This is a genomic window from Brevibacillus sp. HB2.2 (assembly GCF_013284275.1).
GTDB lineage: Bacteria > Bacillota > Bacilli > Brevibacillales > Brevibacillaceae > Brevibacillus > Brevibacillus brevis_D.
On sequence record NZ_JABSUV010000001.1, the window covers coordinates 259036 to 274609 of the forward strand.

Annotated in this window: 11 protein-coding genes; all 11 read right to left on the minus strand. The window is 47.5% G+C overall.

The annotated features are described in order from the left end of the window. Positions 1 to 36: 36 nt before the first annotated feature. Positions 37 to 1614, minus strand: coding sequence for a glutathione ABC transporter substrate-binding protein (locus HP401_RS00945; protein ID WP_173603753.1), 1578 nt, complete (start codon positions 1612 to 1614; stop codon positions 37 to 39). A 178-nt stretch (positions 1615 to 1792) separates the two neighbouring features. Continuing rightward, complete coding sequence (locus tag HP401_RS00950) at positions 1793 to 2083, minus strand: hypothetical protein (protein WP_015891016.1); 291 nt, start codon at positions 2081 to 2083, stop codon at positions 1793 to 1795. Between the two features lie 24 nt (positions 2084 to 2107). After that, positions 2108 to 3766 (minus strand): hypothetical protein, encoded by a 1659-nt coding sequence (locus tag HP401_RS00955; protein WP_173603754.1) that lies wholly within the window; start codon positions 3764 to 3766, stop codon positions 2108 to 2110. A gap of 2 nt (positions 3767 to 3768) precedes the next feature. Next, positions 3769 to 7236, minus strand: a complete 3468-nt coding sequence (locus tag HP401_RS00960) for a DUF4132 domain-containing protein (RefSeq protein ID WP_173603755.1) — start codon at positions 7234 to 7236, stop codon at positions 3769 to 3771. A 19-nt stretch (positions 7237 to 7255) separates the two neighbouring features. Further along, positions 7256 to 8395, minus strand: a complete 1140-nt coding sequence (locus HP401_RS00965; protein ID WP_016740514.1) for a VWA domain-containing protein — start codon at positions 8393 to 8395, stop codon at positions 7256 to 7258. Continuing rightward, positions 8380 to 10782, minus strand: a complete 2403-nt coding sequence (locus tag HP401_RS00970) for a DUF5682 family protein (RefSeq protein WP_173603756.1) — start codon at positions 10780 to 10782, stop codon at positions 8380 to 8382. Before HP401_RS00970 ends, HP401_RS00965 begins: the two co-directional genes overlap by 16 nt. Beyond that, on the minus strand, positions 10743 to 11843 hold the full coding sequence (locus HP401_RS00975) for an ATP-binding protein (protein WP_172801856.1): 1101 nt from the start codon (positions 11841 to 11843) through the stop codon (positions 10743 to 10745). Before HP401_RS00975 ends, HP401_RS00970 begins: the two co-directional genes overlap by 40 nt. A gap of 200 nt (positions 11844 to 12043) precedes the next feature. Continuing rightward, positions 12044 to 12904 (minus strand): tryptophan 2,3-dioxygenase, encoded by an 861-nt coding sequence (gene kynA / locus HP401_RS00980; RefSeq protein ID WP_015891010.1) that lies wholly within the window; start codon positions 12902 to 12904, stop codon positions 12044 to 12046. 79 nt (positions 12905 to 12983) lie between these two features. After that, positions 12984 to 13979, minus strand: coding sequence for an aliphatic sulfonate ABC transporter substrate-binding protein (locus HP401_RS00985; RefSeq protein WP_173603757.1), 996 nt, complete (start codon positions 13977 to 13979; stop codon positions 12984 to 12986). 30 nt (positions 13980 to 14009) lie between these two features. After that, complete coding sequence (locus HP401_RS00990) at positions 14010 to 14765, minus strand: ABC transporter permease (RefSeq protein ID WP_020372021.1); 756 nt, start codon at positions 14763 to 14765, stop codon at positions 14010 to 14012. Next, the gene (locus HP401_RS00995; RefSeq protein ID WP_173603758.1) at positions 14698 to 15540 is read right to left on the minus strand and encodes an ABC transporter ATP-binding protein; all 843 of its coding nucleotides are present in this window, start codon (positions 15538 to 15540) and stop codon (positions 14698 to 14700) included. The genes HP401_RS00990 and HP401_RS00995 overlap by 68 nt, the downstream gene beginning before the upstream one ends. Between the last annotated feature and the right edge of the window lie 34 nt (positions 15541 to 15574).

The following is a 15574-nucleotide window of genomic DNA, read 5'->3' on the forward strand; positions in this document are numbered from 1 at the left end:
ACGCCACTGACACAAGCATGTCAGCGGCGCCTCGTCTTATTGAATCGTTACTTCGTCAATCTCGATATGACCTGCCGGGCTAATCCATACCCCTTGTACATTCTTTTGAATCGCCGCCAAGGTCTCGGAGAATCGGAACGGAATAAGCGGTGCTTCGTTCATTTCGATTTGTTGTGCTTTTTCATAGAGTTGCTTCCGTTTTTCTGCGTCTGTTTCTCGGCGTCCTTCGTCAATCAGCTTGTCTACTTCCGGATTGTTGTAGAAGGAATGGTTACCAGGTGCGCCATGTGCTTTCGAGTGATATAGGTTCGATTGGTTGTAATCGGCATCGCCCGTAGCATTTCCCCATCCACTCATGAACAGGTCAGTCTCCCCTTTGGAAGCTGCATCGATATAAGCCCCGAATTCCATCACATCCAGTTGCAGGTCAATCCCGATTGGCTTCAGCTGTTGCTGCAAAACCTCGGCGACGCTAATCCGTGCTTTGTTATCATTCAACGCGATTTTTGCTTTGAAGCCGTTTGGATATCCAGCCTCTGCGAGCAATTGCTTCGCTTTCTCGACGTCATACGGAATGTCTTTTACATTCGGGCTGTACCCAACCATCGCTGGTGTAATCGAGGAGTGAGCTGGTGTACCCACATTGTTGTAAACACCTTCAATAATGGTTTTCTTGTCGATTGCGTGGGCAATGGCTTGGCGGACACGCACATCATCAAACGGCTTTTTCTTTGTATTCAATCCGATGTGATCGACAGAGAAACCAGGATAACGCCCCAATTGCATCGATGGAGAATTTTGTACGCGATCGATGTCCGTCACAGGCAGGTTTTCTGCCACTTGAACTTCTCCTGTCTCAACCATGGCAAGGCGAGTTGTGTCTTCTGGTACGGTTTTGAAAACGACTTTATCCAAATTTGGTTTACCGCCATAGTAGCTATCGTTTCTCACGAGAACCACTTCTTGACCCGGCGTCCATTTTTCAAATTTGTACGGGCCCGTACCGGTTGGATGCTTGCTCAATTCTTTTCCATATTGTTCAATGGCTTTCGGGCTGATAATGCTTCCCTCTGCACTCGCCAAAACAGACAAGATCGGTGCGTACGGGTAATTCAAAATAAATTGTACCGTGTACTCATCTACTACCTTCACTTCTTTGATTGCTTCAAACATGTTAATCCGACTGGAGCCAACGGCAGGGTCTTGAACGCGAGCGATCGTTGCTTTAACCGCTTCCGCATTGAAAGGTGCGCCATCATGGAACGTCACGCCTTGACGTAGCTTGAACTCCCACGTCAAGTCATCGAGCTGCTTCCACTCACTAGCGAGGGATGGTACGTATTTGCTTTCTTTATCCATGCGGACAAGCCCTTCGTATACTTTGTGATGAATGATTGCTGCTGAAGGGATTTGGGACAGGAAATGCGGGTCGAGGTTGTTCGCATCGGACAGACGTGCGATGACGAGGGTTCCTCCTGTTTTGCCAGCTTCCGTAGTACCCCCTGCTTGTCCGACGCTAGTCGCCGTATCCTGCCCTGACGAACACCCAGCCATAGCCGCAGATACCGCGATTGTCATGGCAATCAGCGTGTGATAAAAGCTCTTCTTTTTCATCTGTGTTCCCCCAATTCTTGTTGCAAATGTTTTAGCATTCAAACATGTTTTATTTTAGACAATATTCAGTCATTACTTTTTCACTTTGTTTACCTTTATTTTCAGTTTCTTTACAACTTGATAAATAAACAAAAAAAGAGAGACTCCTCAAGAATCTCTCTTTCTTCACTGGACTCTATTACAATGATCGCGTCAAAGGCTTTTTCATCATATTGATGTACTGCACCACATACAAATACTGCTGCGTTAGCAACTCCGCATCCGTTTTTACTTCCTGCAAATAGCGATTGCCCTCTACATGCAGGTCTTCGATCAATGAGCCGAGAAAGCTCATATCGTATTCGGTCGCGAGCTCTTGCAGTTTTTTCAGCTCTTGCAAATCTTGCCTGTCAAGTTTATGAATTCCTTTGAGCAACAAGCGTTCCTGCCAATCCGTCAGCTTTTCGGTAAAGGAATATAACTCCTCCATGATTTTACGTCCACTCCCTCACCGTTATAGGTCTAACTTAAAGCTCGTCAGCGATTTGCCCTGCATGATGCTGATCGGATAAAGCCCATCTCCTAGTTCTTGCACAAGCAAATACACATCGCGCAACTCTAGTAGCCGTTTGTTTTGTTCGAGATGACGTATATTGCGGGCGAATTCCCCCTGATAAGAGATGCTCAATTGGAGGGAATGACTTTGCTCGTCTTCGATCGTCAGAATCAACTGCTGCGTCTTCTGATCGAAATCGACCTGGTTGAACTTGTTCGCTTTCAATAGAAAAACCGAGTCCAACGCAGTCTCAAACATATCGCCTGCCGCGTCCTTCCAACCACTTGACCAGTCGCGAACGAGCACCTTGCCGAGATCGAGCTCTTCGATATTGTCTCTGGGAACGATGGTTAGCTGCGTCTCTTCACTGGAAGACAAGCGCTGCTCCCGATTCGTCTTCGCCTGCGTCAGGATGACCTGTGAATGAGAGAGCTCCTCCATCGAGATCAACCCGCCCCAGGGTACCTTGCCTTTATAGCTGTCCTTAAAAGAAAAGGATATGCCTTCATAATACACGGGGCGCGCTTCTGTATACGTGTAGATGCGTTGATCAGAAAGCGAGTAAAAGTAATAGGTAATCCCCTTGTACCCTGACCGCGTCTCCCATGGATTTGCTCCCAATGCATATAGACTTAACTGCGGAACCATATGGTACTTACTTTTAAAGCTGCCGAGTAGCTGCTTTTTCGCTTCGGTGTGATCGGTCTTCTCTAGAGCGAGCAAACTGAGATACACCCGGGAAAGTCGGTCGAGCAGCGCTTCCGTTGAAAACTTGACATGGCGCTGAAAAAATAAGTTCAACTCCCCATGAATGCCGCGAATGTCCTTTTCCACACGTGGAAGATTGCCGTTATGCGCAGCGATAGCAAGCAGCTCCAGTCGTGTACAAATCGTCTGGGATAGTTTTGCCAAGCCGATGCCAAGAATCTCTGCGATCAGGGCTTTTGCTTCCGTTACGACATCCGTTTCATAGCTGACATCGGTTACAGATGCTTGTAACTGCTCACGATCCTGTAGCTGGTGCATAGCCCGATAGCGCAAAATGACCTCCAGCTTGTGCAAGCAATTGCCTTTTGCCTTGCAGGTGCACATGCTCTTCCCGATCTCCGATTCACTGTCAAAAGATACGGAAATATCTTGTGTGTGCAATGTCATCGTTAAAAACGATGTTTCAACGACTTCCATCTCCTCGAAATAGTCGAGACGAAACAGCACTTCTTCCAGCTGCGCTGGGGTAAAAGCCTTACTAATGTGAGACGGCTGCAATTGCAAGAGCCAGCTAAAGTCAGGCTTGTAGGTCTCCTGCTCTTCCTCGGTCTCTGCTCCTACTTGCAAATGGTTTTGGGCATAGTAGACGATGGCGATGATGACATGCTTGCATATCTTGTCAGATGGACATGAGCAGGAAAAACGCTCAATATCTGCATGAAGTCGGCATACGCTGTCATCTGACAGCGCACACTCGACGTAATCGTCCCCGAACTCGTAGGAAACGGACATCCCTTTTTCCATTTCCTTAATGGAACGGTTGTAAATCCCTTTATTCGCGTATTTGATTAGATACTCTTCGTTGCACAGCGCGATAAACCGATGAAATTCTGATGTGAAATCTGCCATCGTTATTTTCCTGCTGCACGCATGACATCATAGACAGTTTCGCTGAAAATGCGTGTTGGAATATCCGTGAGCTTCAGCCGATCCACTGGTTTGAAGTAAAAATGCTTGTACTCGGCATCTTTATTCGGGAAGAAAGCCAACGTCTCCAGCTTCACATCCTCCATTCCTTCCCAATACGAAATGCTTGCCCCGCTGATCTTCAACTCAGCCACCATACCGTCATACAGCTTGTAGAACTCATAATAATAACCGGCATCGAGCGGCGTTCCTTTGACCCAGCCGAATTTCTCCATCATTTTCGCAAAAGCGGTTGGTGAATACGATTCAACAGGCAGACGGAGCATTTCATTTGCTTTTATTTCTTCTTCCGTAGGCAGGAACGCTTCACGACTTAACTGCTCGAACGGTTGCGTTATTTCGTAATCTTCTAGCTGCGTACGCCAGCCGTTTAACATCTCTTCGTCCAGCTCCAGTGGGTGAATCAAGCCAATGAGCTGCTCATCTGCCAACTCATATTCATCCTCATCCACGGTGTTAAATGTCCCATCATCCATATAGCGGAACGTATCTACGAGCTTTCCGTCCTCGTATACACCCCAGATGAGCCCGATTGCGAATTTTTGCATCAACACGTTTTCCACAAAGAGACGTTTCCATGCTGCCGTTGACCAATAACGCGATTTGGACAGGGACTCCTCCAGACGAAGAGATTGTACTTTCACCATATTTTTCAGGTCTTTTTTCAACTGAGCAAAAGTCAATCGCGCTTGTTCTGCCTTCTCCTGATCGTCTTTCGCGGACGGTGCAGGCAGATTTTTGACCGCTTTTCCTGTGCTGTCGTTCGTGACCTCCAGCTCCAGCTCGTTGCTAACTTTAACCGTGAAGGTGCGGTCGCCGTAGTCAAACACTTGCTTGCCGGACGCATCGAAGCCAAGCGTCGTGACCAGTCGGTCTTCCAGTTCCATCGCGGAAATGTTCTGATTTGCAGCCGCCATGGACAGCGCCTCTTCTGCTGCCGATTTGACTTGCCTGTTTTTGATCGTACGTTTAATCTGGTCGATTAGACGCAGAGCAGTTAAATCATTCGAGAACGACAGGGCACGCACGCCATCTGCAGCCAAAGCCCCGCGGGAGTGATCTGTCCACTCTTTGATCCACTGACCAATCGTATCGACAATACGTCGATCTCCAAAAGCAACGCAGAGCGGCATGACCCATTTTTCTTTGGCGACTGCTCCGTTATCGAGCCAAGTGCGCAAAACTTCTGTGGTAAAGTCAGCAACAGATGCCGCTTGCAGAGACGGTTTCAAGTCAAGCACCAGCTGGTTTGGCGCAGTCGGGAAATCGATTGAGGCGGTTAGCATGTACTCCATTACTTCTTGCCCCAGCTCGTTGCCGTCTTGGTCACGAAGGACTGGCATGCGCTCCAGTGGCATCCATTTGATCCTTGTGAGTTTTCGCTTGTCGGTCAGGTTGCCCAAATGAGTCAAGCTCGCATCTGGCCCCTGCTCCTCAGCGTCAATAAATGTTTGCAGCAGCGTTTTAAATTTGCTACTTTTTTCATTTGTCAGTAGCTCCTGGAAAATCTCCTTGTTATTGTCCAGGGAGCGAATCGCATCCAGCGCCATTTCCTTGACCTTTGCTTTTTTCTCGGTTTGATAGACGTGCAAATAAAGCTCCTTGTCTTTGGCCTGAAGAAACGCAGCACCAGCGAGGCCGCTCACTTTCTTCGAGCTGTCACCCAACCCGAGCAGAATCGCTTGGTTGCGCAATTCCTCTGATAGCGTCTCCTTTGCGGCTAATAGAGTTTGCGTCACAAAAACGCGAAGCTCCGTTTCCAGCTTGTCAAATTGAGCCAGAGTCATTTCCGGATTCGCTACGACTAACGAACGATACACCTCTTCTTTGACGTCTGTGTAATAATAGTGCGACTCCTTGATCGACAAAATCTGATAGAAAAGTGTCTGGATATCTACAGCTTCGTCCTTCCGATAATGATCGATGAAGGCGGTCAATCGATCCTGGAACGCATGAGTGAAGCACATATGGCCTACTCTGCGATTGGACTTGTCTTTGTATTGGCACATGAACGGAATCAGACGTGCAATAAACGGATGATCCACAGGCAAGAAGCTCAGGAGGATCATCTGCTGTCTGACGAGTTGTACGTCCTCCAGATGCACATGCTCGAGCACATCCTCTAGGGCAGCTTTTTCATCCAAATAGCTTGCCAGCTTTGTCGAGCCCTTCGCACGTCGCAGCGCGTCCTGAATAATCCCTTCCAAGGATGGCTGGAAATCGGAAAGATCCACGCCTTCTGCCGCCAGGGTTTTGTGTAAGAATCCCTTGACCATCGGGATCGAAGCAAGCTCAAGCGCTCGTCTTGATCTCGTTACGTCTTCCAACACCAGTTGCTTCACTTGTTCCCAATTGGTCGGAGGGGATAGCAAATGCTCGCGCAGGCCCAGCAGTAGATCGTAAGGCTCATCCATGTGTACGAGGTCAACCAGTCTCTTATCTTGGGACAGGACATCAAGCGGGCACACGCCGAAAAGGATTTGCAAAGTATCGTGCAGCTCCCGATCGATTTCCTCTTCCTTGTTCAGGAACGCACTGATCCCGCCTTTCACGTGAATGCCGTAATACAGCAAGCTGATGACCAGCTCCATATACCGATTCAAATGCTTCTGATTCAAAAGGGAGCCTTCCTTGACTTGCTCTTCTGGATAATACTTTTCTCGCAATGCAGCTTTTTTCTCTTTGACATATGAAGGGTACAACGACTCGTTGGTCAGTAAATTGTTGCTCGAAAACTGCATGGTCAAGACTTCTTTGGCAATCGTATGCAGCTCTTTTATATATTCGCGCGTATCACCTGTAATCAGGTGATAATAGATCGGCATCAGCTTTTCTTTTGCTTCTTCCAATAAGCTCGGAGAAATCGAGTACGCATACGAAATAAATAGCAAAAATTCAGCCCGATCAAATGTCGAGGAGTAATCACGGCTTATACTTGCGCGATAATCCTCCGCGGCTTTTGACAAAAATTCGGCAAACAACGTATGTCCGAAATGCTCGACCGTTTTTCTCATGGCCTCCAATGCTTTCTGATCTTTTGCTCGGATATCATCATCACTGATGTCCTTCATACCCTGAAGCTCGATCTGATCCAGGAAGCACTCATCCATCACATTTTTCTTATCGTAAAAACGGTTGCTAGCCTTGTAGATTAGCACAGCTGCTCGATAGAAGGCCAGCTCCTCGCCGCGTTTTTTCAGCTTGTCAAATTCGGATCGAACCGTATAGCTGTAAAACCGCGGGTCCTCTGCGATTGCCGGGCATTCGTCTGTGTCACCTGCAACGTAATCAGCGATTTGATCGTACAAATGCTTGTTTCGATCACTTGCACTGATAAACTCCTCCACAAATTTCTTCGTAACCGGATTCAGATCTGTCTTTCTTAATACCATTCCTTACTCCTCCTTCTCTCTATTTGATCACTTTACCAATCCACTGTGCGAGTTCATCAGGCGTGATCGCGGCAACGTTTGCTCCCATATCGCTCAATACCCTGGCAGCATGCTGGTTGTACGTAGCGTTGCCATTGAAATCCAAAGCCGTCAACACTAAAAACTTGCAGCCTGCGTCGATAATCTCTTTGCTTTGGCGATACATTTCCTTGATCGGATAACCTTCCTCCAAATCGCTGACGAGGATAAATATCGTCTTCGATGGATTTTCGAGCAGTGTTCTTCCGTATTTGAGCGCCTGTGCAATATGAGTCCCCCCACCAAGCTGCACACTCATCAGCACATCGACCGGATCATCCAGTCTATCGCTCAAATCAACGACCTTCGTATCAAAAATAACCAAATTCGTCTTCAATGCAGCGAGCTTGTAAAAAATACTTGCCATAACGGAGCTGTAAATCACAGAGTCCATCATACTGCCGCTCTCATCCACAACAATGACGATGTTCCATTTGTTGTGATGCTGGATATTGCTGTGGAAATACAGCTCATCGATGATAAAACGGCTTTTTTTGCGATCGTAGTTCTTCAAATTTTTACGAATCGTTTTATGGACATCCAGATTTTTCATCGACTTCGTATAACCGCGTTTGTGGCGATTGCGCTTGCCGACGATGCTGGTCTGCACTTCATTTTCAAGCTGACGCCGTATATCGTCTACGACCTTTCGTACAATTTCCTTTGCACTTTTTACGACCTCTCCTTTCATCCTGCCTTTAAATTGGAGGATGTTTTTTAAGAGGGTCATGTTGGGCTCCATGCTTTCCAACACTTTTTTGTCTGTCAACAGCTCTGTCATGTTATAGCGATCCAGAGCTTGCCGCTCGAGGATTTCTACCGTCTTCTTGGGAAACAGCTTGCGGATTTTGTTCAGCCAGGAGGGCACCGTCAATGCCGATTCTCCTCGGCCGCCTTCTTTTCGATAACCTTGCTCTTCTCCATATTCACGGTTGTATAAAAATTCAAGAATCGAGTCCAATTCCTGATAGGAAAACTCGGATGATTGATAGACCCCGCTGCCTTCCAATGATTCCTCGGCATGCGAGCCCAATAACAACCGCCAGCGGTTCAAGGCTTCGCGGCTCAAATCAGGTTCCATTTGGCAAACTCCTCCTTGATCGCTTGATCGAGCATGCGGGCATCACGCAAGGTACGCTCATCGATGACTGGATTCGTGACTTGTTCCACCGTCGTTTGGAAGAGAGCTGCCACTTTTTCCGAGAGCATACTAATTTCCATTGGGCTAAAATATGTAAACGCCAATCGCAGTTCAGGCACTACCTGCAAAAAGTCGTCGTAGGCCAAGGATGTTATCATCTGATGCAAATCGCGGAGGATTTCTTCTTGGTGAAAGAGATAGTCACGAGCCACGATAAAAACGCCATGTAAATACGCGGCGGTATGCAGCATTTGCTCAGGCGAGCCGAACATATAGGCACGAGCACGTCTGGAGATTTCTACGCGGTCGATCACTTCGAGATTGCACAAGATCGCGACCACTACCCCCTCTAGCTTCGCAGGGAGCTTGTCGTTACGCAGCAATTCCCGCAGTTGATCACTGAAAATCTCTCGGGAACCATCCGCCTGTCTCTTCTCACTCAGCATGTAGAGGAATTTAAGCTGATCAGCCAACTCATCCAGTTCGTTGGGGTTCGGGTTTCCCTGCTCGACGATTTTGGTCACAGCTTGGTAATATACTTCTTCCACCAAGTTCTCCAACCGTTCTGTTTCGCTAAGACCGAACAACCGTTTTTGCTCCAAAAGAATGGTGAGTGTCTTTAATGTTTTGCATAGCGAGAGAAAATGTCCATCCTGCCTAACGGACTCTACTACAGATTCAAAGAGCCTTTCCGACAGCTCTTCCAACCCCATAACGACCGCCATCAAAAGCCATTTTGCCAGCTCATAGCTCTGATGCTGCGGCAGTTCTTTTACCATATCGGCTAGCTTATGGGCAGCTGCCTCCTTCACCGTCCCACCGTAGACCGAGCTCTCGATCAGACGGGCTTCTACGAAGGAGGAATAGCTGTAGCGCCATGTTTCTCGGACGAGATTGACATTTCGGTTGTTCATCCAGTCAGGTCCGGCTTCTTTGGTGCAAAATTCTGTGCCCAAGAACTGCATGCAGTGAAAAAACTGGCTGGCTTCACGATGCGACTTCTTGGCATACAGCTCTAGCACCTTTTGATTGCGGGCTGTCGTCGTGATCGCGAGCTTTAACGATTTACATCTGTCTTTGCAATCGCGAACGATGGGCACATCCAGTGAATTAGGAGCCACTTCACCGATTCCGTCTCCGGTCAGCAGCTCTCTCAATGTCTCGATCGGCTGAGAGGTTGCTATCGAGCGCTCGCCTTTTGTAAAAGCAGAGAGAACGGAATCGAGCAACTCATAGGCACCGCCCTCAGCCTTTTCCCGCATGACAGCCAAACCGTTCATGAGGCTATATGCTTCGATCGCATCCGCTGTAGACGTCGTTTCTCCCTTGCCACGCAGTTTTTTTAGCAGTTGCGGAAGGTACGTTAACGCGCTGTTCGAGAAGGGAGCAGGCTCCTTCTTCTCCAGTGCCTTCCACACACTCTCATAATAATGGACGTACGGCATCCCGCTTGCGTGCCCATTCAACTGATCTGCTTCCTGGTACGTGTACACCATCGGATATATTTTTTCTTCCTGCACCTTTTGTATCTTATAGGATGTCTTGCGTTCCTCGATGAGTCCGTATGTATGAAAGCCCCCGGTTACCACGAGAATTCTCCCATGCTTTTTCTTTGCCTCTGCAATTTTTTGACGCATGTGCGCCTCGCGAATCAAATCGCCTTCCGCTTCCAAAGTAGCGTCATCATAGCATTTGCGTGACAGGTAGCAGTAGGCAAAGACATCCTTGACGAAATCCTTCGTCTGTTTGCGAATCCCATCAATCTCAAAAACCTTTTCCCACAGCTCATCGAAGTTTCGACATTTCATCGTCTGGCACAATCGCTGAATAAACTCCGAGCCTGCCAGCATGCGCTCATCGTGATAAGACAGTTTTTCATTCTTCTTTTTCAAATCATGGCCGTCTTCCAAGCTCTCCAGGCGGCTTCCGTAGCTTAGATCAATGAAAGCAGCGGGAATCTGCCGGCGTTTTGCTTCAACCAAGGCCACATACTCCGGCGAATACAGAAGAAACGGAAAGTAACAGACGTATTTTTGCTCCCCTGAGACGTACGCATAATAAATGCTCACAGGGGGCTTCGTCCGTTCATCCGTTAAGATCGGAATGATATGATTGCTATGATCCGGGCCTTCAATCAAAATGATTTCCGGTTGATACTCTTCGATCGTTTTTTTCAAATGAAACGCGCATGCAGGACTATGATGACGAACCGGGAAATAGACGACCTGTTTGCTGAGGTTGTAGACCTCATCTTCGACGAATGATTTTATGAAGCGGTCCTGATCTTTTATTTGATCCATTTCTTCTCGTTGTAATACGTTCCCCATAGACCCTCTTCCTTTGCCCGTTCTTTGACCACTTTGGTAAAGTAGGTTTTCAGGATATTTGCGTCCTTTTGGTTTTCCTTGACGACGGCTCCCAGCATGTTCTGCACCAGTCGATCCATGGAAATTGACCTGCCATCATAGTAATGGGACGTCATTGCACTTTGAACATAGACGGATACGGCTTCGGCTGTGCTCATCACGGATTGAGGGGAATCGATTTTGAATCCTTCCTTGGTCTCGCCCATCCGCAGTTCCATGAAGGTAGTCGCCAATATCTCAACCACATCGCGATCGATTTCGATGTTTACTCCACTTTGCTCCAGAATCACTTTTGCTTGGGATTCGATAATTTGGGCTTCCATTTTCACATGATTAATCGGCGCGATTGTCTCGAAGTTAAAACGGCGTTTGAGGGCGCTACTCATTTCATTGACGCCTTTGTCCCGCAAGTTTGCTGTTGCAATGATATTAAAACCGGGCTTGGCAAACAGGATGCCGTCTGACAGCTCGGGAATGTTCATCACCTTGTCGCTCAAAATACTAATCAACACGTCTTGAACCTCAAACGGACAACGGGTAATCTCCTCAAAACGGGTAATGATTCCCTTGCTCATTCCGGTGTATAAAGGAGAAGGAACCAGCGCTTGCAACGAAGGACCTTTGTCCAGCAGCATCGCGTAGTTCCAGGAGTATTTGATCATATCCTCTGTCGTTCCCGCGGTGCCTTGGATCGTATTCGTGCTCGTACCAGAGATAGCCGCAGACAGCAGCTCAGAGAGCATCGTTTTTGCCGTTCCAGGTTCTCCGACAAGCATTAAGCCGCGATTGCCTGCCAACGTGACGATTGCACGCTCAATAAGTACATCGTCTCCATAGAACTTCTTCGTAATCGGTATACTTTCGCCCTCATAAGAAAGGGGTTCATCCGTTCCTAAAATAAAGTCGCGCACAGCTCTGGGCGACATCAGCCAATTGGGAGGTTTTGTCCCTGTATCCTGGGATCGCAGTGCATTCAGCTGTTTCGCATATAACACTTCCATAGGTGGCTTCATTGTTTCCATCCAAATGCCCACTCCATTTCTGGTTGTACTTGAAAAATAAGGTATACTATAAAAAATGAAAACATATGTTTGTCAGGAAAAGAAGGGTATTTGTACCCATTATTAGGAAAGATATGTGAAAAGATGTGAATTGAGTACTACATGTCAAAAAGCGCCCTGGGTCCCCAAGACGCTTTTCTCGCTGTTTTTTGAAGAGTTTTTTACAACTGTGTCCGCAAGCTCCAAAGCTCCGGGAAAAAACGGTGATCGAGCGCTCTGCGTAAGTACATGACGCCTGATGACCCACCCGTTCCCGTCTTTTGGCCTATGATACGTTCGACTGTCGTCATATGGTTAAAGCGCCATTGCTGTTGCTGACTGGCGATATCCACCAGCTTTTCTGCCAACTCGTACAAATCCCAATACTGGTTCACATTTCGATACACGGTCAGCCAGGCTTGCTCTACACTCTGATTTGGTTGATATGGTTGCGACCAATCGCGATTCAAGCATTCCGGATCAATCGGCAAGCCCCGAACAGCCATCTCCCTGATCGCCGCATCATAAATGCTAGGCTGCTGCAAGGCCACACTCATCTGGGCGTGAAGCTCTGGTTGATGCGCATACACCGCAAGGACATGCTGGTTCTTATAACCTAGCGTAAATTCGATCAGTCGGTTTTGATAGGATTGAAATCCTGACGAATGACCCAGCTTGTCACGGAACTGGAGATAGTCAGCTGGCGTCAATGTAGAAAGGACATCCCACGATTTAATCAATTGCTGCTGGATACGCGAGACTCGCGCGAACATTTTGAAAGCAGACTCCAGATCATGATTGCAGATGCATTCATTTGCTGCTGACAGTTCGTGCAAAATTTGTTTCATCCATAGCTCACTCACCTGATGAATGATAATAAATAGCATTTCATCATGATGGGTAGATTGAAGCTGTTGACTCGATAAGATTTGATCGAGCTGTAAATAATCGCCGTACGTCATCTCCTTTTGGAAATCAGTATGAATCTGTGTCTCTAATGAGGTGTCGATCGGTTGATTATTTCCTTGTTCATGTGGTCTCATCGTGGCACGACCTCCTTTCCCATCTAATTCCTTTCCACCCCTCTTTCCTCCTGCTGAATATTCCGTCTTCTCACCCGATTTATTTCGCCTCTTCCAAATACTTCAAATCGATCAAGCCATCGATTTTATTACTGGAAATATATCCGGCTTCCTTGCTGATATCTGCCATTTCTTGAATGACCTTTTCATTAACCGCTGTTGTAACTTCCAAACGAGAAAAAGCTGCCTGCACTTCTTTTTTGCTCAACTCTTTGCCAGTCAGATTTTTCAAATGCTTGATGATCAAGTCTTGGCTTTCTTCGGGATTTTCCTGAATGAATTTGACTGCCTTTTTATGTGCTTGCAGGTAGGCGGTTGCCAATCCTTCTCGTTTCAAAAATTCATCGCTGGCTGCTACCACAGTATTGGTTGATTCTTTCCCCCAAGCGAATTGATCCCAGTCCAAAAGCAGTTTTCCTCCTGCCTGATTTTCCAGGACATATCCCCACGGTTCCTGCGTTGCTGCACCGTCAACAGACTTTTGCACGAATAAGGCTGCCGTATCTGCCGGAGCCGCCGCATATAGTTCCACGTCTCCACCATTCGTGGTCGGTTTCAGGCCAACTTCATTCAGTGCTTTTCTGAGCATGACATCCTGTGTGCTGCCGATTACCGGAATCGTGATTCTTTTGCCTTTTAAATCCTTTAGTTCCGTAATATTGGTTGAACCATTCATGACGAGCACAGCTCCGCCATTGACCGCACCTGAAATCAAACGATACCCGGGATGCTTGACATAAAAGTTCAACAGCGGTCCAGGTCCGACTGTCCCTACGTCAATCGCCTTTGTTGCCATTGCTTCCATAAACAATCCGCCATTGGCGACCGTTTTCGTTTGAATCTTTACATCCGCACCGAAAGCTTCCTTGAAATAGCCTTTCTCCAATGCAATGATCGTTGCGCTATGGGTCAGATTTGGGAAATATCCGATCTTGACTTCCTTCTCTGAGGATTCGGCTCCGCCTGTAGAGCACCCGCTAGCAATCCCCATTAATAATAGGGATGCGACAACGGTACTAAACATTTTTTTTAGCATGTGACGACACACTCCTTAGCCATTTTTCTTTTATGAATGGACTCCCCACTTCATCTGAACGTTGCGTTCGATCCGTGAAAAGACAACATTATCGACGATGGTTCCGATGATCGCAATAATGATCATGACAGATATCACCAAATCCATTTGTCCAAGTGAACGGCCCATCTCGAGTAATTGCCCAAGACCACCGCCACCCCCGAGCAACTCACCAGCCATGAGTGCCCGCCACGAAAACGCCCAAGCGATCCGAAGCCCAGAGATGATCTGTGGTACAGATGCGGGAAGAATGACTGTTCGTACAAAGTGAAAGCCAGTCGAACCGTAAGTCTTGGCTACCCGCTGATATAGCGGCGGGACATTTTTGAAACCGCTGGTCGCGTTTACCGTCATGGTCCAAGTCGCCCCGATCGTCACGATGAACAGGATGGAGAAGTCATTTAAGCCAAACCAGATAATCGCAAGCGGAAACCAGACAATACTTGGGATAGATTGAAGCGCAGTCACGACAAAGCCAAGCGTATCTTCTACGAGTTTGTACCTCCAAATGAAGTAACCCAATATCAGTCCGATGATAATGGCAATGAGAAAGCCCAACAGGATTCGTCCCATGCTTTTTCCAATCGCGGCGGTAATTTGCCCGCTTATCAAGCCATTTACGAGTGTTTCGAAAACCTGGGTCAAGCTGGGAAACATGAACGATGGCAGCCCCGATAATTTAGATGTGACTTCCCATATCGCCGCTATCATAGCGATGAAGATGACCCGTCTTAAAGCTGTAGTCATTGCCCATTTCCTCCTTCAGCACCTTTTCTATCTCTTCTTGCAGAATCGACAGCACCTTCTGCTCGGTACTTACTGTCACACTGTCCGGCATGACCCCATCGCGCATGGCAGGAACCACAATGATTTCCTTAATTTTTCCGGGGCGTGTGGCAAAAACGACGATCCTCTCCGCAAGCAAAACGGCCTCCCGGATATTATGGGTGACGAAAAAAATCGTGACTTTGGTCGTTCGCCAAATCTCAAGCAGCTCCTTATGAAGAACCATCCGCGTCTGTTCATCCAGCGCCGAGAACGGTTCATCCATCAGCAAAATGTCGGGTTCCATGACAAGTGCCCGAGCGATGGCTACGCGTTGCTTCATCCCTCCTGAGAGCTGATGGGGATAAGAATGAACATACTTGCTTAAATGGACCATCTTGAGCACTTCCAGCGCCTTTTCGTTGGCTTTCGCTGCTGACATTTTCTTCAACTTGAGCCCGTATGTAACATTTTCCAAAACGGTCAGCCATGGAAATAATCCCGCTTCTTGAAAAACGACAACTCTGTCAGGTCCGGGCTTATTCACTTTGTTGCCAGCAACGTGGATGTCACCGTTGTCCGGTTGATCCAATCCCGCTATCAAGTAGAGCAGCGTCGATTTTCCACAGCCAGAGGGGCCGACAATGGAAACGAAGCTGCCCTTTTCCACTTCCAGATTGATATCATCCAGCACCTTTACTTTTTGTTTCTGCTCATTCACGAAATGTTTCGTAACATTATCAATAGTCAGATACATGGCTGCACCTCTTTTTATTCCAACTTAGTCGATG